Source organism: Streptomyces sp. A1136, from assembly GCF_004795055.1.
Classification (GTDB): Bacteria; Actinomycetota; Actinomycetes; order Streptomycetales; family Streptomycetaceae; genus Streptomyces.
Genome location: NZ_SSBJ01000034.1, coordinates 13,633 through 32,744, shown reverse-complemented (window position 1 = coordinate 32,744; position 19,112 = coordinate 13,633). Strand labels below are relative to the sequence as shown.

General features: G+C 71.3%; 20 protein-coding genes. 12 read left to right on the top strand and 8 right to left on the bottom strand.

The features are described 5' to 3' along the window. Positions 1-1,044, top strand: a complete 1,044-nt coding sequence (locus E6R62_RS28255; RefSeq protein WP_136216313.1) for a zinc-dependent alcohol dehydrogenase family protein — start codon at positions 1-3, stop codon at positions 1,042-1,044. A gap of 129 nt (positions 1,045-1,173) precedes the next feature. Here the strand turns inward: E6R62_RS28255 and E6R62_RS28250 are convergent, their stop codons facing one another. After that, positions 1,174-2,727 (bottom strand): S8 family serine peptidase, encoded by a 1,554-nt coding sequence (locus E6R62_RS28250; protein WP_136216312.1) that lies wholly within the window; start codon positions 2,725-2,727, stop codon positions 1,174-1,176. A 280-nt stretch (positions 2,728-3,007) separates the two neighbouring features. On the opposite strand from E6R62_RS28250, the gene E6R62_RS28245 reads away from it, so the two are divergent. From E6R62_RS28245 to moaA, 3 genes are all read left to right on the top strand, one after another. After that, a complete protein-coding gene (locus tag E6R62_RS28245) occupies positions 3,008-3,376 on the top strand; it encodes a DUF485 domain-containing protein (protein WP_136216311.1) in 369 nt (122 codons plus the stop codon). Then, positions 3,373-4,998, top strand: a complete 1,626-nt coding sequence (locus E6R62_RS28240) for a cation acetate symporter (protein ID WP_136216310.1) — start codon at positions 3,373-3,375, stop codon at positions 4,996-4,998. The genes E6R62_RS28245 and E6R62_RS28240 overlap by 4 nt, the downstream gene beginning before the upstream one ends. 177 nt (positions 4,999-5,175) lie before the next feature. After that, the gene (moaA, locus tag E6R62_RS28235) at positions 5,176-6,165 is read left to right on the top strand and encodes a GTP 3',8-cyclase MoaA (RefSeq protein ID WP_136216309.1); all 990 of its coding nucleotides are present in this window, start codon (positions 5,176-5,178) and stop codon (positions 6,163-6,165) included. A 149-nt stretch (positions 6,166-6,314) separates the two neighbouring features. Here the strand turns inward: moaA and E6R62_RS28230 are convergent, their stop codons facing one another. Both E6R62_RS28230 and E6R62_RS28225 read right to left on the bottom strand, forming a co-directional pair. Further along, the gene (locus E6R62_RS28230) at positions 6,315-6,587 is read right to left on the bottom strand and encodes a hypothetical protein (RefSeq protein ID WP_136216308.1); all 273 of its coding nucleotides are present in this window, start codon (positions 6,585-6,587) and stop codon (positions 6,315-6,317) included. A gap of 138 nt (positions 6,588-6,725) precedes the next feature. After that, positions 6,726-7,058, bottom strand: coding sequence for a DUF3099 domain-containing protein (locus tag E6R62_RS28225; protein ID WP_136216307.1), 333 nt, complete (start codon positions 7,056-7,058; stop codon positions 6,726-6,728). Positions 7,059-7,236: 178 nt separating this feature from the next. Here E6R62_RS28225 and E6R62_RS28220 point away from each other — a divergent pair, with 178 nt between their 5' ends. After that, positions 7,237-7,518, top strand: a complete 282-nt coding sequence (locus tag E6R62_RS28220; protein ID WP_136216306.1) for a GlsB/YeaQ/YmgE family stress response membrane protein — start codon at positions 7,237-7,239, stop codon at positions 7,516-7,518. A gap of 75 nt (positions 7,519-7,593) precedes the next feature. On the opposite strand, the gene tyrS is transcribed toward E6R62_RS28220, so the two are convergent. From tyrS to E6R62_RS28205, 3 genes are all read right to left on the bottom strand, one after another. After that, a complete protein-coding gene (gene tyrS / locus E6R62_RS28215; RefSeq protein ID WP_136216305.1) occupies positions 7,594-8,859 on the bottom strand; it encodes a tyrosine--tRNA ligase in 1,266 nt (421 codons plus the stop codon). Between the two features lie 118 nt (positions 8,860-8,977). Further along, the gene (locus E6R62_RS28210) at positions 8,978-10,378 is read right to left on the bottom strand and encodes a metallopeptidase TldD-related protein (RefSeq protein ID WP_136216304.1); all 1,401 of its coding nucleotides are present in this window, start codon (positions 10,376-10,378) and stop codon (positions 8,978-8,980) included. Next, a complete protein-coding gene (locus E6R62_RS28205) occupies positions 10,378-11,901 on the bottom strand; it encodes a TldD/PmbA family protein (RefSeq protein WP_136216303.1) in 1,524 nt (507 codons plus the stop codon). The genes E6R62_RS28210 and E6R62_RS28205 overlap by 1 nt, the downstream gene beginning before the upstream one ends. 185 nt (positions 11,902-12,086) lie before the next feature. Between E6R62_RS28205 and fabG the strand changes: the two genes are divergently transcribed. The 3 genes from fabG to E6R62_RS40340 all read left to right on the top strand — a co-directional run bounded on the left by fabG (position 12,087) and on the right by E6R62_RS40340 (position 14,267). Next, positions 12,087-12,806 carry a 3-oxoacyl-[acyl-carrier-protein] reductase gene (gene fabG, locus E6R62_RS28200; RefSeq protein ID WP_136216302.1) on the top strand — a complete coding sequence of 240 codons (720 nt, stop codon included), beginning with the start codon at positions 12,087-12,089 and terminating at the stop codon, positions 12,804-12,806. A gap of 5 nt (positions 12,807-12,811) precedes the next feature. Next, on the top strand, positions 12,812-13,582 hold the full coding sequence (gene fabI, locus E6R62_RS28195) for an enoyl-ACP reductase FabI (RefSeq protein WP_136216301.1): 771 nt from the start codon (positions 12,812-12,814) through the stop codon (positions 13,580-13,582). Between the two features lie 232 nt (positions 13,583-13,814). Next, a complete protein-coding gene (locus E6R62_RS40340) occupies positions 13,815-14,267 on the top strand; it encodes a hypothetical protein (protein ID WP_206308868.1) in 453 nt (150 codons plus the stop codon). Here the strand turns inward: E6R62_RS40340 and E6R62_RS28185 are convergent. Beyond that, positions 14,252-14,947: a FadR/GntR family transcriptional regulator gene (locus E6R62_RS28185; RefSeq protein WP_136216300.1), complete on the bottom strand. Its 696-nt coding sequence runs from the start codon at positions 14,945-14,947 to the stop codon at positions 14,252-14,254. The genes E6R62_RS40340 and E6R62_RS28185 overlap by 16 nt on opposite strands. A gap of 87 nt (positions 14,948-15,034) precedes the next feature. On the opposite strand from E6R62_RS28185, the gene E6R62_RS28180 reads away from it, so the two are divergent. From E6R62_RS28180 to E6R62_RS28170, 4 genes are all read left to right on the top strand, one after another. After that, a complete protein-coding gene (locus E6R62_RS28180) occupies positions 15,035-16,321 on the top strand; it encodes an MFS transporter (protein WP_136216299.1) in 1,287 nt (428 codons plus the stop codon). 5 nt (positions 16,322-16,326) lie between these two features. After that, on the top strand, positions 16,327-16,446 hold the full coding sequence (locus E6R62_RS41890; RefSeq protein WP_276615666.1) for an SGM_5486 family transporter-associated protein: 120 nt from the start codon (positions 16,327-16,329) through the stop codon (positions 16,444-16,446). Between the two features lie 159 nt (positions 16,447-16,605). Further along, complete coding sequence (locus tag E6R62_RS28175; RefSeq protein ID WP_136216298.1) at positions 16,606-16,827, top strand: hypothetical protein; 222 nt, start codon at positions 16,606-16,608, stop codon at positions 16,825-16,827. 107 nt (positions 16,828-16,934) lie between these two features. Next, positions 16,935-17,456 (top strand): histidine phosphatase family protein, encoded by a 522-nt coding sequence (locus E6R62_RS28170; protein ID WP_136216297.1) that lies wholly within the window; start codon positions 16,935-16,937, stop codon positions 17,454-17,456. Between the two features lie 204 nt (positions 17,457-17,660). Here E6R62_RS28170 and serB read toward each other — a convergent pair whose 3' ends face one another. Further along, on the bottom strand, positions 17,661-18,860 hold the full coding sequence (serB, locus tag E6R62_RS28165) for a phosphoserine phosphatase SerB (RefSeq protein ID WP_136216296.1): 1,200 nt from the start codon (positions 18,858-18,860) through the stop codon (positions 17,661-17,663). Positions 18,861-19,112 lie beyond the last annotated feature (252 nt).

Below are 19,112 nucleotides of genomic sequence, written 5' to 3'. Positions count from 1 at the left end.
ATGCGTGCCACCGTCATCCACGCCCCGCACGACATCCGCGTGGAGGAGGTGCCCGACGCTGCGATCCAGCGCCCCGAGGACGCCGTCGTCCGCGTCCTGCGTGCCTGTATCTGCGGCAGCGACCTTTGGGCCTACCGCGGCGAGGCCGCGCGTCAGCCCGGTCAGCGCATCGGCCACGAATTCCTCGGCGTCGTCGAGGAGACCGGCTCCGCCGTGTCCGGCCTGCGCGCCGGAGACCTCGTCGTGGCCCCCTTCATGTGGTCCGACGGCACCTGCGACTACTGCTCCGAGGGCCTGTACACCTCCTGCGTGCACGGCGGCTTCTGGGGCTCGGTCGGCTACGACGGCGGTCAGGGCGAGGCCGTCCGCGTGCCCCACGCCGACGGCACCCTCGTCAAGCTGCCCGCCGAGGCGGTCTCCGATGAGCACCTCCTGACCGGCCTGCTCGCGCTGTCCGACGTCATGGGCACCGGCCACCACGCCGCGGTGGGCGCGGGCGTCCGCAAGGGCTCCACGGTTGCCGTCGTGGGTGACGGCGCGGTCGGCCTGTGCGGCGTCCTCGCGGCCAAGCGGCTCGGCGCCGAGCGGATCATCGCCCTGGGCCGCCACAGCGCCCGTACGGACATCGCCAAGCTGTTCGGGGCCACCGACATCGTCGCCGAGCGGGGCGAGGCCGCCGAGGCGGCCGTGCGCGAGCTGACCGGCGGCCAGGGCGCCCACTGCGTCATCGAGGCGGTCGGCACCGAGCAGTCCATGCGCACCGCGGTGAACATCACCCGCGACGGCGGGGCCATCGGGTACGTCGGCGTCCCGCACGGCAGCGGCACGGGCCTCGACCTCGGCGTGATGTTCGACCGCAACATCACCCTGCGCGGTGGCGTCGCCCCGGTGCGCGCCTACATCCCGGAGCTGCTGGCGGACGTGCTGAGCGGCGCGATCGACCCGGCGCCCGTCTTCGACCGGGCCGTCAGCCTCGACGAGGTGCCGGACGGCTACCGCGCGATGGACGACCGCAGCGCGCTCAAGGTGCTGATCACGCCCTGACGGGTCCCGACCGGACCCGACGCGCGGGGACCGACCCGCGAGGGCCGTCCGGGGAACACGTCCCGGACGGCCCTCGCGCGCGTCCCGCGCTCCTCGGGGCGCCGCCGCGCGGCGTCCCGAGGAACGCCGCTACTTGACGGCCTTGAGCGCGTCCACCACGCCGTAGCCGTAGTAACCGGTCTGGCCCCACTTGCTCTGGCAGGTGGTGGCGTCGATCAGCGCGCCCGTGGCGTCGTAGATCTTGTCCGGGCAGGCCGTCTTCGTGGCCTGGGCCTTGAGCATCGCCTGCAACTGCGCGGGCGTGGCCGAGGGGTGGGCGCTCTTGAGGAGGGCCGCGACGCCCGCGACGTGCGGGCCGGCCATCGAGGTGCCCTGCTTGTAGCCGTACCCGCCGCCCGGGAGGGTGGACAGCACCCGGCCGTTGGCGTCCGGGGTGTTCGGTATCTGCCACTTGTCGCCGCCGGGCGCCGCCACGTCGATGACGCCGAGGCCGTAGCTGGAGTAATAGGAGCGCACGCCCTTGTCGCCGGTGGCGGAGACGGAGACCACGCCCGGCAACTGCGTCGGCAGGTCCAGGCAATCGTGCGGGTCGATCGTGCGCGGTGCGGGGGTCCCGTCGTCCGGGCTCGTGTCGTCGACGATCGAGTGGGACGCCAGGTCCCAGTTCTCGTTGCCCGCGGACGCCACGTTGAGCACGCCCTTGCGCTCCGCGTACTTGCTCGCCCGACCGAGGGCCTCCACCAGCGCCTTCTGGTCGTCGTCCGACTTGCAGTTGAAGTACCAGGGGTCGACGTAGTAGCTGTTGTTGGTCACCTCGATCCCCTTCTCGGCGGCGAACACGAAGCCGCAGACCACCGCTTCCGTGTAGAAGAGGCTGGTCCCGGGCTCGCTCACCTTGATCGCGGCGACCTTCGCGCCCGGCGCGACACCGCTGACGCCGATGCCGTTGCGCGCGGCCGCGATGGTGCCCGCCACGTGGGTGCCGTGGTCGCTGCCGTCCGGGTACGGACGCCACGCGCCGTCCGTGGTGTCGGCGACGCCGCCGACGCAGTTGGCCGACTGGCCCTTGGAGAAGTTCGGGGCGAGGTCCGGGTGGGTGTCGTCCACACCCGTGTCGATGACACCCACCGTGACGTCCGGGCTGCCGGCGTTGACGGCCTGCGCCTGGTCGGCCTTGATCGCCCGCAGGTCCCACTGGTCGGGCTCCAGCGGCTCCTGCCCCGGCTGCGCCGTGGCCGCCGCCTTGGCCGCGTCCGCGGCGTCGAGGCGCTGCGTGGTGCCCTCCTCGGTGGTCTGCACCGTCTTGAGGGGGGCCGTTCGGGTGGCGCCGACCGAGACGAACAGGCCGCGCTGGCCGCGGAGTTGCTTGGCGAAGTCGGGATTCTGGGAGTGGGCGACGATCACCCCGATCTGCTCGTACGAGGTCACCACCGTCCCGCCGGCCCGTTCGACGGCCTTCTCGGCCGCGGTCACGGTGGCGTAGGTGTTCAGGTTCGCCACGTACGACAGGTTCGGGCCGGAGGTGTCGGGCTTCGCGCCGGCCGCCACGTCCGCCGTCGTGCCGAGGGGCGCGGCCGAGGCCGCGACCGAGGGCAGGAAGGCGAGCGAGGCGGTGAGGGCCAGGGCGACCGGTACGGCGAGACGGCCGTGCCTCTTGGGGGATCGTGACCCCAGCTGAGCCATGGGTTCTCCACATCATCCGTGAAAGAGCCGTCCGCGCGCGGTCGCGCCGGACGACGGGTTCATGACAGGCGAACCTAGTGCCGACCCTTCCCCTGCGCCATCAGTTCGAGGAATCGGGGTGAAGAAGCTCCCGGAAACCGGTCGTGGAAACGGAACGCGTTGAACCGTCCCGTCGCGCGAGCCGTGCCGTTGTCAGGGGGACCGGCGTTACCACCCCCCACACGGAGGTCGTCTTGTCCGTACCCACCCCCTCGCACCCGCGCCACGAGGAGAGCCCCCGGTGACAACCCAAGCAGCAGCGCAGCCGCCCGGCGGCGTGGAACCGAGTCCGGCGGGCCCCACGGCCGAAGCGTTCGAACTCGTCCAACGGAGCCCGGAGTTCGCCGAACTGCGCCGCTCCCACCGCTCCTTCGCCTTCCCGCTCACCGTCGCGTTCATCGCCTGGTACCTGCTGTACGTCCTGCTCTCGAATTACGCGGGCGGCTTCATGGGGACCAAGCTCTTCGGCAACATCAACGTCGCCCTCGTCCTGGGCCTCGGCCAGTTCGCGACGACCTTCCTCATCGCCTGGCTGTACTCGCGCCACGCCGCCACCGAGCTCGACCCCAAGGCCGCGGCCATCAAGGCCCGGATGGAGGCCGGGGAATGAGCACTCCACTGCACCTGACGGTCGCCGCCGGAGCCACCGAGCACCGTCCGCTGATCATCACCCTGTTCGGGTTGTTCGTCGTCGCCACCCTGGTCATCACCATCCGGGCCGGCCGCCAGACGAAGGACGCCGTCGACTTCTACGCCGGCGGCCGCCAGTTCACCGGCTTCCAGAACGGCCTGGCCATCTCCGGCGACTACATGTCCGCCGCGTCCTTCCTCGGGATCGCGGGGGCCATCGCGCTCTTCGGCTACGACGGCTTCCTCTACTCCATCGGCTTCCTCGTCGCCTGGCTGGTGGCCCTGTTGCTCGTCGCCGAGCCGCTGCGCAACTCCGGCCGCTACACGATGGGCGACGTCCTCGCCTACCGGATGCGCCAACGCCCCGTCCGGACCGCCGCCGGCACCTCCACCATCGTCGTCTCGATCTTCTACCTGCTCGCCCAGATGGCCGGCGCGGGAGTGCTGGTCTCGCTCCTGCTGGGCATCACCAGCGACGGCGGCAAGGTGGCGGTCGTCGCCCTCGTCGGCGTCCTTATGATCCTCTACGTGACCATCGGCGGGATGAAGGGCACCACCTGGGTCCAGATGGTCAAGGCCGTCCTGCTCATCGCCGGCGCCCTGCTGGTCACCTTCCTGGTGCTGCTGAAGTTCCACTTCAACATCTCCGACCTGCTGGGCAAGGCCGCCGAGAACAGCGGCCAGGGCGACAAGTTCCTGAGGCCGGGCCTCAAATACGGCACCAACGGGACCACCAAGCTGGACTTCATCTCGCTGGGCATCGCCCTGGTCCTGGGCACCGCGGGGCTGCCGCACATCCTGATCCGCTTCTACACGGTCCCCACCGCCAAGGCCGCCCGTAAATCCGTGAACTGGGCCATCGGCATCATCGGCTGCTTCTACCTGATGACGATCGCCCTCGGCTTCGGCGCCGCGGCCCTGCTCGACCGCGACGCCATCACCCACTCCAACAAGGCGGGCAACACCGCGGCCCCACTGCTCGCCCAGGCGGTCGGCGGCGGCCCGGACTCCACCGGCGGCGCCGTCCTGCTCGCGGTGATCTCCGCGGTCGCCTTCGCCACCATCCTCGCCGTCGTCGCGGGCCTGACCCTGGCCTCCTCATCGTCCTTCGCCCACGACATCTACGTGAACGTCATCCGCAAGGGCAAGGCAACCGAGAAGGAGGAGGTCCGCGCGGCCCGCTGGTCGACGGTCGTGATCGGCGCCGTCGCCATCGGACTCGGCGCCCTCGCCCGCGACCTCAACGTCGCCGGCCTGGTCGCACTCGCCTTCGCCGTCGCCGCGTCGGCCAACCTGCCGACGATCCTCTACAGCCTGTTCTGGAAGCGCTTCACCACCCAGGGCGCGCTGTGGTCCATCTACGGCGGCCTGGTGTCCTCGGTCGTCCTGGTGTTGTTCTCCCCGGTGGTCTCCGGCAAGCCGACCTCGATGTTCAAGGACGCGGACTTCTACTGGTTCCCGTTGGAGAACCCCGGCATCGTCTCCATCCCGCTCGGCTTCCTCCTCGGATGGCTGGGAACCCTCCTGTCGAAGGAGAAGGCCGACCCCACGAAGTTCGCGGAACTCGAAGTCCGCTCCCTGACGGGAACAGGCGCCCACTGACATACTCCGGACATCCGTCGTGGCCGTGTCGTACTTCCCTACGACACGGCCACGCCACGTCTCGTTCGTTCGGGCGCCACAACCGGCCACAAGCGTCGCGTAGGCTCGAAAGAAGCGCACGCATGTCCCACCCGAGCTGCGCGACCTCTATGAACCGGACAGGGGAGGGGGCCCACAGTGCTTCTCGACACGTACGGCCGCGTAGCCACTGACCTGCGCGTCTCGCTCACCGACCGGTGCAATCTGCGCTGCACCTACTGCATGCCCGAAGAGGGACTGCAGTGGTTGCAGAAGACGGACCTGCTCAGCGACGACGAGATAGTCCGGCTGGTCCGCATCGCGGTCACCCGGCTCGGCGTCACCGAGGTCCGCTTCACCGGCGGCGAACCGTTGCTGCGGCCCGGCCTCGTCGGCATCGTCGAGCGGTGCGCCGCCCTGGAGCCGCGGCCCAAGATGTCGCTGACCACCAACGGGATCGGCCTCAAGCGCACCGCGCAGGCGCTCAAGGCCGCCGGCCTGGACCGGGTGAACGTTTCCCTGGACACCCTGCGGCCCGAGGTGTTCAAGACCCTCACCCGCCGCGACCGCCACCACGACGTCATCGACGGCATGGCCGCCGCCCACGAGGCCGGCCTCACCCCGGTGAAGATCAACGCCGTGCTGATGCCCGGCCTCAACGACGACGAGGCCCCCGACCTGCTCGCCTGGGCCGTGGAGAACGAGTACGAGCTCCGCTTCATCGAGCAGATGCCGCTCGACGCCCAGCACGGCTGGAAGCGCGACGGCATGATCACCGCCGGTGACATCCTGGCCTCGCTGCGCACCCGCTTCACCCTCACCGAGGAGGGCGCCGAGGAGCGCGGCTCCGCGCCCGCGGAGCGCTGGCTCGTGGACGGCGGCCCGGCCACGGTCGGGGTCATCGCCTCCGTCACCCGCCCGTTCTGCGGAGCCTGCGACCGCACCCGCCTCACGGCCGACGGCCAGGTCCGTACGTGCCTCTTCGCCACCGAGGAGTCGGACCTGCGGGGCGCGCTGCGCTCGGGCGCCCCGGACGAGGAGATCGCCCGCCTGTGGAAGGTGGCGATGTGGGGCAAGAAGGCCGGCTCCGGCCTGGACGACCCGGGCTTCCTCCAGCCCGACCGCCCGATGTCGGCGATCGGCGGCTAGACCGCCGGCACGACACGAGGCCCCGCCCGGCGACCGGACGGGGCCTCGTGCCGTTCCCGAGCACGGCTGCGGCGCTCCTCGTCCGACAAGTCCTTGGGTCGTGTCTTTCGGATCATGCCGGGCCCGCGGCGTGAGCCAAAAGACACGGCTCAGCGCTCGCGCTCCGAGCCCTCCGGCCGGACCCACTCCGCCAGCCTCACGACGTCCTTCAGGAACCCGCGGACATCCAGGAACCGGGAGAGGTGCTCGCGGTGCTCCTCGCACGCCAGCCACGTCTTGCGGCGCTCCGGCGTGTGCAGCTTCGGGTTGTTCCACGCCAGGACCCAGACCGCCGCGGTGCGGCAGCCCTTGGCGGAGCAGGTGGGATCGGTGCCGGGGGCGTCCGCGTCCGTGCCGGGGGAGTTCGCTTCAGGGGAGTTCACAGCCTCAACCCTACAAACGGAAGGGCGACGCCGAGCAGCCACGGGGGGAGCTGCCCGGCGTCGGTCCGTCGCTCCGACGGGGGATGCGGAGCGCGTAGGCAGTATGTCACGCAGGACCGGGCGCGGTGCACCGGAACTTCATGATTGATCTGAGGTTTTCTTGAGGTTTCCCGCCTCCAGTGCCGGGTGCACAGGAGTGGGCAGGAAGTGCGAGGGCAGCGAGGGCGCCGACTCGCGTCCCGCGTTGGCGATGACCACCGCGACGTAGGGCAGCAGAGCGCCCGCAACCAGCGTCACGATCGCCACAGGACGCTCCACGTTCCACAGGAAAACGGTCGCGAGGACCGACAGGGTCCTGATCGCCATGGAGATCACGTATCGGCGCTGCCTGCCCCGCACGTCCTCACTGAGGCCCATCCGCGCTCCGGTGATCCGGAAGACCTCGGCCCCGTTCCGCTTCGACCGTTCCACGTTCCACCACCCGATCCACCCGCCGGGCGCTCCCGGCCCGGACCCTTCCACCGTACGCCGCCACCGGCGGGGCGAGGAGAGGGGGTGTCCCCCGAATGGCGCTGTCGGGCATGCGGCCCCCGTGGGGCGGTCCCAGACTGGCCGCACCTGCGCACAAGGCGCCACGAGGAGGCTCGACATGCATTGGTTGTGGGCGATCATCGTCGGTTTGGTGCTGGGGCTGATTGCCAGGGCCATCCTGCCGGGCAAGCAGCACCAGCCGATCTGGCTGACCGTGATCTTCGGCATCATCGGAGGCGTCCTGGGCAACGCCGTGGCCACGTGGATCGGTGTGCACGACACCAAGGGCATCGACTGGATCCGGCACCTGCTCCAGCTCGCCGGGGCGGTCGTCGTCGTCGGACTCGGCGACATGATCTACATGTCCCTGCGGGGCGACCGGAGGCGTCAGACGACCTGACGCCCCCCCAGGGCACGCGACGAAGGGGCCGGTCCGGACGGACGTCCGGACCGGCCCCTTCGCGCACACCGAGGGTCAGCCGGTGACCTCCACCGCCGCCAGGTTCTTCTTCCCGCGGCGCAGCACGAGCCAGCGACCGTGCAGCAGGTCCTCGGGGGCCGCCGTCGCGTCCTCGGCGGTCACCTTCACGTTGTTCACGTAGGCGCCGCCCTCCTTCACGGTCCGGCGGCCCGCCGACTTGCTCGCGACCAGGCCCGTCTCCGCGAACAGGTCCACGACCGGGGGGAGCTCCGCGACCCGGACGTGCGGCAGCTCCGACAGGGCGGCGGCCAGCGTCGCCGGGTCCAGGTCCGCCAGCTCGCCCTGGCCGAACAGCGCCTTCGAGGCGGCGATCACGGCGGCGCACTGGTCGGCGCCGTGCACCAGAGTCGTCAGCTCCTCCGCCAGTGCCCGCTGCGCGGCGCGCGCCTGCGGTCGCTCGGCGGTCTGCTTCTCCAGCTCCTCCAGCTCCTCGCGGGACTTGAAGGAGAGGATGCGCATGTAGCCGGAGACGTCCCGGTCGTCCACGTTCAGCCAGAACTGGTAGAACGCGTACGGGGTGGTCATCTCCGGGTCGAGCCACACGGCCCCGCCCTCGGTCTTGCCGAACTTCGTACCGTCCGCCTTGACCATCAGCGGCGTGGCCAGCGCGTGGGCCTGGGCCTGCGGCTCCAGCTTGTGGATCAGGTCGAGACCGGCCACCAGGTTGCCCCACTGGTCCGAGCCGCCCTGCTGGAGGGTGCAGCCGTAGCGCCGGTACAGCTCCAGGAAGTCCATGCCCTGGAGCAGCTGGTAGCTGAACTCGGTGTAGCTGATGCCCTCCTGGGACTCCAGCCGGCGGGCCACGGAGTCCTTCGTCAGCATCTTGTTGACGCGGAAGTGCTTGCCGATGTCCCGCAGGAACTCGATGGCGGACAGCCCCGCCGTCCAGTCCAGGTTGTTCACCATGACCGCCGCGTTCTCGCCCTCGAAGGAGAGGAACGGCTCGATCTGCGTACGCAGCCGCGTCACCCAGTTCGCGACCGTCTCCGGGTCGTTCAGGGTGCGCTCGGCGGTCGGACGCGGGTCGCCGATCTGGCCGGTGGCCCCACCGACCAGCGCCAGCGGCCGGTGACCGGCCTGCTGGAGCCGGCGGACCGTGAGCACCTGCACCAGGTGGCCCACGTGCAGCGAGGCCGCCGTCGGGTCGAATCCGCAATAGAACGTGACAGGACCGTCCGCGAACGCCTTGCGCAGCGCTTCTTCGTCGGTGGACTGGGCGAACAGCCCGCGCCACTTCAGTTCGTCGACGATGTCCGTCACGGTCGTGACTCTCCTTGAACGAGATAACGAGATGAAAGAGGTGCTGAGGGGTTTCCCCGCCAGTCTAGGCGGGCGGAGCGGACCCCTCGGACGCCCTCGTCGCGCGGCGCCGGGCAGCTCAGACGCCCTTGCTGACCGAGCTCATGTTGAAGTCCGGGATGCGCAGGGCCGGCATCGCGGTGCGGGTGAACCAGTCGCTCCACTCGCGCGGCAGGGTCTTCTCGGTCCGACCGGCCTCCGTGGCCCGCGACAGCAGGTCCACGGGGGACTCGTTGAACCGGAAGTTGTTGACCTCGCCGATGACCTCGCCGTTCTCCACCAGGTACACGCCGTCCCGGGTCAGGCCGGTGAGCAGCAGCGTCGCCGGGTCCACCTCGCGGATGTACCAGAGGCAGGTCAGCAGCAGACCGCGCCCCCGGTGGCCGGTGCCCGCCACCATCTCCTCCAGGGACTTCTCGCCGCCCCCCTCCAGGATCAGGTTCCCGAAGCCGGGGGAGAGCGGGAGCCCGGTCAGCTCCGCGCTGTGCCGGGTCGTCGTCAGCCGGGCGAGCTCGCCGCCGCCGATCCACTCCGTCGCCGGGACCGGCAGGCCGTTGTCGAACACCGAGGCGTCGTCGCCGGAGCTGTGCGCGATCACGAACGGCGCGGACTCCAGGCCCGGCGCGTTCGGGTCGCTGCGCAGCGTCAGCGGCAGCCGGGACAGCCTGTCGCCGATCCGGGTGCCGCCGCCGGGCTTGGAGAAGACCGTCCGGCCCTCCACCGCGTCCCGGGCCGAGGCCGACCACATCTGGTAGATCAGCAGGTCCGCCACGGCCGTCGGCGGCAGCAGGGTCTCGTACCGCCCGGCCGGCAGGTCGAAGCGGCGCTCCGCCCAACCCAGGCGCACGGCGAGCTCGGCGTCCAGCGCGGTCGGGTCCACGTCCTTGAAGTCCCGCGTGGCCCGGCCGGCCCAGGCCGAGCGTTGCCGGTCCGGGGACTTCGCGTTCAGCTCCAGCGTGCCGTTCGGCTGGTCATGTCGCAGCCGCAGCCCGGTGGAGGTGCCGACGTAGGTGGAGACCAGCTCGTGGTTGGCGAAGCCGTACAGCTCCCGGCCGCCCGCGCGGGCCCGGGCGAAGGCCTCGCCGAGGGCGGGGGCGAAGTCCGTGAACACCGCCGAGGAGGTCTCGGCCGGGGCATCGGTGAAGTCCGGCGAGGCCGGGGTGCCGGTGATCAGGGGCTGGGCGTCCTCCGCCGGTGCCGCGTTCCGCGCGGCCGCCTCGGCGGCCCGCACCAGCGGCTCCAGGTCGTCCGCGGTGACGGCGGACCTCGACACGACCCCCGAGGCCGTGCCCTCCCTGCCGTCGACCGTGGCGATGACCGTCAGGTTCCGGCCGCGGGTGACGCCGTTGGTGGTGAGCGCGTTGCCCGCCCAGCGCAGGTTGGCCGTCGACTGCTCGTCCGCGATGACGACGCACCCGTCGGCGGTGGAGAGGTCCAGGGCCCGCTCGACGATCTCGTGGGGCTTGGTACGAACCGACATCAGCGTCCGGCCTCCTGGGTCGTGTTCAGGATGTTCACGTCACGGAACAGCGCGGACGGGCAGCCGTGGGACACGGCCGCGACCTGTCCCGGCTGCGCCTTGCCGCAGTTGAAGGCGCCGCCCAGCACGTACGTCTGGGGGCCGCCGACCTTCTCCATCGAGCCCCAGAACTCGGTTGTCGTCGCCTGGTACGCCACGTCGCGCAGCTGCCCCGCCAGCCGGCCGTTCTCGATGCGGAAGAACCGCTGCCCGGTGAACTGGAAGTTGTAGCGCTGCATGTCGATCGACCAGGAGCGGTCGCCGACCACGTAGATGCCGCGCTCCACCCCGCCGATCAGGTCCTCGGTGGACAGGCCGCCCGGATCGGGCCGCAGCGACACGTTCGCCATCCGCTGCACCGGCACGTGCCCCGGCGAATCGGCGAAGGCGCAGCCGTTGGAGCGCCCGAGCCCGGTCAGCTTCGCGATCCGGCGGTCCAGCTGGTAGCCGACCAGGGTCCCGTCCTTGACCAGGTCCCAGCTCTGCGCCTGCACCCCCTCGTCGTCGTAACCGACGGTGGCCAGACCGTGCTCCGCCGTGCGGTCACCGGTCACGTTCATGATCGACGACCCGTACTTCAGCTCGCCCAGCCGGTCGAAGGTGGCGAAGGAGGTACCCGCGTACGCCGCCTCGTACCCCAGGGCCCGGTCCAGCTCGGTGGCGTGCCCGATGGACTCGTGGATGGTCAGCCACAGGTTGGACGGGTCCACGACGAGGTCGTAGCGGCCGGCCTCCACGCTCGGCGCCCGCATCTTCTCGGCGAGCAGTCCCGGGATCTGTTCCAGCTCGGAGTCCCAGTCCCAGCCGGTGCCCGTCAGGTACTCCCAGCCGCGCCCGGCCGGCGGGGCGATGGTGCGCATCGAGTCGAACTCGCCGGTGGATGCATCGACGGCGACCGCCGTGAGCTGCGGGTGGACGCGTACCCGCTGCTGGGTGGTGGAGGTGCCGGCGGTGTCGGCGTAGAACTTGTTCTCGTGGACGGCGAGCAGCGAGGCGTCGACGTGCGTCACGCCGTCGGCCGCCAGCAGCCGCGCGCTCCACTCCGCCAGCAGCGCCGCCTTCTCCGCGTCCGGCACGTCGAAGGGGTTCACGTCGTAGGCGGAGATCCAGGTCCGGTCGGCGTGCACCGGCTCGGCGGCCAGTTCGACCCTCTCGTCGGAACCCGCCGCCTTCGACACCTGCGCCGACAGCTTGGCCATCGCCACGGCCTGCGAGGCCACCTTGGCGGCGCCGTCCATGGTCAGGTCCACGCCGGACGCGAAGCCCCAGCTGCCACCGTGCACCACGCGCACCGCGTAGCCGAGGTCGGTGGTGTCGGACGTCCCGGAGGGCTTGGCGTCCCGCAACCGCCACGAGGCGCTGCGAATCCGCTCCAACCGGAAGTCGGCGTGGTCGGAGCCCAGCGCGCGTGCCCGCGCGAGCGCCGCGTCGGCCAGCGCCCGCAAGGGCAGCGCGGTGAAGGCCGCGTCGATGGAATGGGGCACGGAATTCCTCCCGGGGTCGGGGCCGGTCGCCCCGATCATGTCGCGCCCGGGGCCGTTGTGCACACTTCTTTCTGTAGAGACTCCACAGAGGCTGCGGCAAGGCCCTGTCGGGCCCCGATTCTGCTTATGCAGGCCCGGACCGATAGGTTTTTGCCCATCACACAGCTAAGCGAAAGGGTGATCCGTTGAGCCGCTCGGTTCTCGTCACCGGAGGAAACCGGGGCATCGGCCTCGCCATCGCCCGAGTCTTCGTGGAGGCGGGCGACAAGGTCGCGATCACGTACCGGTCCGGCGAGCCGCCGCAGGAGCTTATCTCCCTGGGTGTCCTCGCGGTCCGCTGTGACATCACCGACTCGGAGCAGGTGGAGCAGGCCTACAAGGAGATCGAGGACAAGCACGGCGCGGTCGAGGTGCTGGTGGCCAACGCCGGCATCACCAAGGACACGCTGCTCATGCGGATGTCCGAGGAGGACTTCGCGTCGGTCGTCGACACGAACCTCACCGGCACCTTCCGGGTCGTCAAGCGGGCCAACCGCGGGATGCTGCGCGCCAAGAAGGGCCGCGTCGTCCTGATCTCCTCGGTCGTCGGCCTGCTCGGCGCGGCCGGCCAGGCCAACTACGCCGCCTCGAAGGCCGCCCTGGTGGGCTTCGCCCGCTCGCTCGCCCGTGAGCTCGGCTCCCGCAACATCACCTTCAACGTCGTCGCCCCCGGTTTCGTGGACACCGACATGACGAAGGTGCTCACCGACGAGCAGCGCGCGGTGATCATGCAGCAGGTGCCCCTCGGCCGCTACGCGCAGCCCGAGGAGATCGCGTCGGTCGTGAGCTTCCTGGCGTCGGACAACGCCGCGTACATCACCGGAGCCGTCATTCCCGTAGACGGCGGATTGGGCATGGGTCACTGATCACCATGAGTGGAATTCTCGAGGGCAAGCGCATCCTCATCACGGGAGTGCTGATGGAATCGTCCATCGCCTTCCACGCCGCGAAGCTGGCCCAGGAGCAGGGCGCCGAGGTCATCCTGACCGCCTTCCCGCGGCCGACGCTGACCGAGCGCATCGCCCGCAAGCTGCCGAAGCCCGCGAAGGTGATCGAGCTCGACGTCACCAACGAGGAGCACCTGGCCCGCCTGGAGCAGCTCGTCCGCGACGAGCTCGGCGGCCTGGACGGCGTCGTCCACTCCATCGGCTTCGCGCCGCAGGACGCCCTGGGCGGCAACTTCCTGAACACCCCGTTCGAGTCGGTCGCCACCGCCATGCACGTCTCGGCGTTCTCGCTGAAGTCGCTCACCATGGCGTGCAAGCCGCTGTTCCCGCACGAGGGCGCGGCCGTCGTCGGCCTGACCTTCGACGCGCAGTTCGCCTGGCCGCAGTACGACTGGATGGGCCCGGCCAAGGCCGCGCTGGAGGCCACCAGCCGCTACCTGGCCCGCGACCTGGGCAAGGAGAACATCCGCTGCAACCTGGTCTCGGCCGGTCCGATCGGCTCGATGGCCGCGAAGTCCATCCCGGGCTTCTCCGACCTGGCGGAGGTGTGGAACTCGCGCTCCATGCTGGAGTGGGACATGAGCGACCCGGAGCCGACGGGCCGGGCCATCGTGGCCCTGCTGTCCGACTGGTTCCCGAAGACGACGGGCGAGATCGTCCACGTGGACGGCGGCCTGCACGCCATGGGTGCCTGACCCCGCGAGTCGAGCCCGTTACGTCCGTACGGCGGTGGCCGCGCTTCCCTTCCGGGAGGCGCGGCCACCGGCCGTTTCGGGGCCGGGGGCGCGGGTTTCGCGGGGGGTGGGCGGCGCGGGGCGAGTGGATGTTCGTCCTCTGACCGGATCTTCCCGAGTCGAAAACCAGGACGTATGCCTGCAAACTGACCGGGCCGGGATCTTCCCTGGCTTTCGGGGAGGAGGTACGGGCGTGGGCGCGAGGCAGAGCCGAGCGGTGTCACTGCTGGTCACCTCGGTGGCCCTGGTCGCCCTCCTGGTCCCCGGGGCCGTCGCGCGGCCCGCGAGCGGGGGGAGCGCGCCGGAGGCGGGCGGCCCGAGCGCCGGCGGCCCGAGCGCCGGGGACCCGGCCGTCGTGGACCCGGCCGAGATCCCCGCCGAGCCGCCCGTGCCGTCCGAGCCGCCCGCCCGGGAGCTGTTCGGCGCGGACTGCGACACCGTGATCGACGCCTCACAGGTGACGGCGTACTGCCACAACAGCTTCCCCCGGACCGACCTGGTCCGGCTGCACATCGAGTGCGACCGGTGGTGGGACATCGACGGGGACGGCGCGGCCGTCGCCGTGGGGCCGGCCGGCCGGGTCGAGCTGAGCGGCCGGTGCTGGAAGGAGGTCCGCTCGGCCTGGGTGAGTCACGAACCCGGCTGATCCGACGGTTGCCGCTCACGACGGCAGGCGAACGGGTAGCCCGCGGCCTCCGACGCGGCCGTGTCCCCGTCCCCGCGCCGGATCGCCTCGATCAGCCGGGCGTGGTCCAGGTGCGTCTGCGGACTCAGTTCCGGGCCGACGTCCGTCCGAAGCCAATCCGCCACCAGGTCGCCCAGGTCCGCGTACAGGCCGACCAGTACCTCGTTGTGCGAGGCCGTCACCACCGCCATGTGGAGGCTGACGTCCGCCGCGACGAACAGCTCCGCGTCCCCGCTCCGCCAGGCCTCCTCGCGCCGGGCCAGCAGTGCCTCCAGTTGGGCGAGGTCCCGCTCCGTGCGGCGCTCCGCCGCCAGCCGGGCCGCCGAGGACTCCAGCGTCGAGCGCAGCTCCGCGATGTGCCGGGGGTCGGCCGAGGCGAAGCGCCGGTGCATCACCCCGGCCAGCTCGCTGGTCGCCAGTACGTACGTACCCGAACCCTGCCGGATGTCGAGGAGACCGTTGTGGGCCAGGGCCCGGACGGCCTCCCGGACCGTGTTGCGGGCCACACCCAGCAGCTCGACCAGCTCGGGTTCGGTGGGGATGCGCGCGCCCACGGGCCACTCACCGGAGGTGATCTGGTTCCTGAGCTGGGCGATCACCTGGTCGACGAGCGCGGATCGCCGGGGCGAGGTCAGCGGCATTGCGGTCGGGGTCCTCTCGGGACGTGGGACGCGAAGCATGCGCGCCGGGGTGGACAACCAATCATCCCATGATTCTATGATGGAGCAATGTCCGAGGATGAAGTCCAGACCGTGAACCGGCCCCAGATCGCCCGAACGGCCCCGCCGCGGCCCCGCACCGCCTCCGCCACCCCGGAGCCCGCCTGGCTCGGTCCCCTGCTCATCGTCGGCATCGTGTTCGCCGCCCTCAACCTGCGGCCCGCCATCACAAGCCTCGGCTCCCTCTTCGAGGAGACCCGTACCGGGCTCGGGATGAGCGGCACAGTCGCCGGACTGATCACCTCGGTCCCCGCCCTGTGTTTCGCGGTCTTCGGCGTCACCGCGCCCCGGCTCTCCCGCCGCTTCGGACCCGCCGCCGTCGTCTGCGCCGGCATGGCCGCCGTCGCCGCGGGCCTGCTGATCCGTCCCTTCGCCGACAACGCCGCCGGGTTCCTCGCCGCGAGCGCGCTGTCCCTGGCCGGCATAGCCCTGACCAACGTGCTGCTCCCGGTGATCATCAAGCGCTGGTTCCCGGACCGCGTCGGCACCATGACCGGCCTCTACTCCATGGCCCTGGCCGCCGGCACCTCCCTCGCCGCCGCCACGACCGTCCCCCTCACCTCCGCCCTCGGCGGCAGCTGGCGCACCGGACTGCTGATCTGGGCCGTCCTCGCCCTGGCCGCCGTCCTGCCCTGGCTGCCCATCGCCGCGGCGGCCCGCCGTGCCCGGGACGCCGCCCCCGCCGCGACGACCCCCGACACCGGTCCGCGCGTCGTGCGCAGCCGCACCGCCTGGGCCCTGGCCTGCTACTTCGGCCTCCAGGCCACCGGCGCCTACGTCACCATGGGCTGGCTCGCGCAGATCTTCCGCGACGCCGGTGTCTCCGCCTCCACGGCCGGTCTGCTGCTCGCCGTCACCATGTTCATGGGCGTCCCGCTCGCCTTCGTGATCCCGCGCCTCGCCGGCCGGATGCGCCACCAGGGCCCCATCGCCGTCGTCCTCGGCCTCTTCGGCTTCCTCGGGTACGCCGGCCTCTGGCTCGCCCCGGCCGGCGGCGCCTGGGCCTGGGCGCTCATGCTCGGCGTCTCCAACTGCGCCTTCCCGCTCGTCATCACGATGATCGGACTGCGGGCGAAGTCGCCCGCCGGGGTCGTCAAGCTCTCGGCCTTCGCCCAGAGCACCGGCTACCTGATCTCCATCCCCGGTCCGCTGCTCATCGGCGCGCTCTACCAGCACAGCGGGGGCTGGGACCTGCCCCTGGCCCTCATGGCGGGGCTGCTGGTCCCGCAGATCGTGCTCGGCGTGCTCGCCGGACGGGACCGCACGATCGAGGGCGAATGCGGCATGGGAGACTGAGCGGCATGTCGCCCGTACTCGAACCGAACCCCCAGAACGGCCACCGGAAGCTCGGCCTCGTGCTCGGCGCGATGCTCGTCGTGACCGTCGTCATCGCCGTCATCGCCACGATCGCCTCCCCCTGACCCCCCGCCTCCGCGGGGTACGGGGTAGGGACAACCCCCGGACCCCTAGGGGGTCAGGCTCAGGGTGATCTGGGGTGTGCCCCGGATGGGAGCCGCGGCGCCGGATCAATAGATTCGACATCGCGAGCCAGTCCCACCAGCACACCCACGGAGGCGGCCATGTCGGCCCCCACGCACACCCCGTCCGCCACCCGCCGTCGCACCCTGCCCGCCGGTACGGGCGCCGACGCCCGGCTGCACTGGTGGGCGCTGGCCTTGCCCGCGCTCGCCTTCTGCTTCCTGCTGCTGCTCCTCGCCGGATCGGGCGAGGCACACGCCGCGAGCGGCGAGGGCCCCTCCCTGGTCCACGTCACCGCACAGCTGTGGCGCGCCGTCGGCTGACCGGCGCACGCCGGGGCGCGCAGGGGGCGCAAGGGGGCGCCGTGCCCTGTTGTCGACCCCCTCAACACCCCGCGCCCCATGGCTCGTTTCATGCGAAGCTGGGCTCCATGAGCGCCGACACACCCCGCAGGATCGTCCTCCTCCGGCACGCCAAGGCCGAATGGTCGGACGGCACAGACCACGAACGCCCGCTGGCGGAACGCGGCCGACACGACGCACCGGCGGCCGGTCGGAAGCTGGCCCAGACCGGCATCGGCTTCGACCTGGCCCTCTGCTCGACCGCCGCCCGGACCCGCGAGACCTGGAAGCTCGCCGTCCAGGCACTGCCGCACCGGCCGAGGACCACGTACGAGGAGCGGCTCTACGACGCCTCGCTGGGCCGGCTCATCGCCCTGCTGAACGAGACCCCGGACGAGGTGGCCGACCTCCTGGTCATCGGCCACAACCCCGGGATGCACGCCCTCGCCGACGCGCTGTCCGGAACGGCCCAGGGCGACACGCTCCAGCGGATGAGCCGCAGCGGATTCCCGACCGCGGCCCTCGCCGTCGTCTCCTTCACCGGCACCTGGAAGTCCGTGGAGCACGGTGTGGGCACCCTGCTGGACTTCTGGACCCCCTCGGACCACTGAGGCCCGGACGACCGCCACACGGACCACCGATACCGGACGACCGTCCCGTGACGCCGTGACGCCATAAAGCCATAGCGTCGTGAGGCCCGGCCGCCTCGTCCGAGGCCCGAGCCTCACGACGTGCTGCTCAGCGCCCCGGACACCCCACGGGCGGCGCCGCGTCGCGCGCCTCCCACAGCTCCGCCTCCGCCTCGAACGGGCCCGTCAGGCCAGGTCCGCGGCCTCAACTTCCTCGCGGGTGATGCCGAGCAGGTACAGCACCGCGTCCAGGAACGGCACGTTCACCGCCGTGTCCGCGGCCTCGCGGACCACCGGCTTGGCGTTGAAGGCGACGCCCAGCCCGGCCGCGTTCAGCATGTCCAGGTCGTTGGCGCCGTCGCCGATCGCCACGGTCTGCGCCAGCGGCACGCCCGCCTCCGCCGCGAAGCGGCGCAGCAGCCGGGCCTTGCCCGCACGGTCCACGATTTCGCCCGTGACGCGGCCCGTCAGCTTCCCGTCGACGATCTCCAACTCGTTCGCCGAGGCGAAGTCCAGGCCGAGCCGCTCCCGGAGGTCGTCCGTGACCTGGGTGAAGCCTCCCGAGACCACCCCGACCTGGTAGCCCAGCATCTTGAGCGTCCGGATCAAGGTCCGGGCACCCGGGGTGAGGCGCACCTCGGCGCGCACCTTGTCCACGACGGAGGCGTCCAGGCCAGCGAGCAGCGCGACCCGCGCGTGCAGCGACTGCTCGAAGTCCAGTTCACCGCGCATCGCCCGTTCGGTGACCTCGGCGACCTCGGCCTCACAGCCGGCGTGCGCCGCGAACAGCTCGATGACCTCGTCCTGGATCAGGGTCGAGTCCACGTCCATCACGACCAGGCGCTGCGCCCGGCGGTGCAGCCCCGCGGACACCACCGCCACGTCGACGCCGATCTGGGCGGCGGCGGTCGCCAGCGCGGTCCGCAGCGGCTCCGTCGCGGCTCCGGAGACGGCGAATTCCACGGCCGTCACCGGATATTTCGCCAAGCGGAAGATGCGGTCGATGTTGCCGCCCGTGCCGGTGATCCTGGACGCTATGGCCGCCGTCGACTCGGCGGTCAGCGGGTGGCCCAGCACGGTCACGTGCGAGCGGCCACTGCCGCGCGGCCGGTTGTCACCGGTGCCGGAGAGGATCTCGGCCTGCATCTTGAGCGACTCGGCCCAACTGTGGACGGTGGCCCGCAGCTCGCCCTCCGTGCCGCCGACGGGCATGGTGACGAGGGCGCACAGGACGATGCGGCCCCGGGTGACGACCTGCTCGATGTCGACCACGTCGACGGAGTAGGCGGCGAGGGTGTCGAACAGCCCGGCGGTGATCCCGGGACGGTCCTTGCCGAAGATCTTGACGAGGAGGGTGGGGACGTCGGAGGTCTGCGAAGCGCTCATGGTCCTCTCACCGTATCTTGACCACTCCCGGACCAGGACCCCCGTCCCACCCAGCGGTCACAAGCTTCCCCGTACGTTCGCCCGCGCGCCATCCGGGCGTGGCGTCGGAGTGTCCCGGTGCGTCCTCGCGCACGGGGCTCCCCGGGTGGCTTTCGACCGGGTCTGCTCCCCTACGCGGGGGCTGGACAAGGCCCCGATTCCACATGTGGGCCCGGGCCTGAAATAGTTCCCCCGGATGTTCGCCATCCCTAG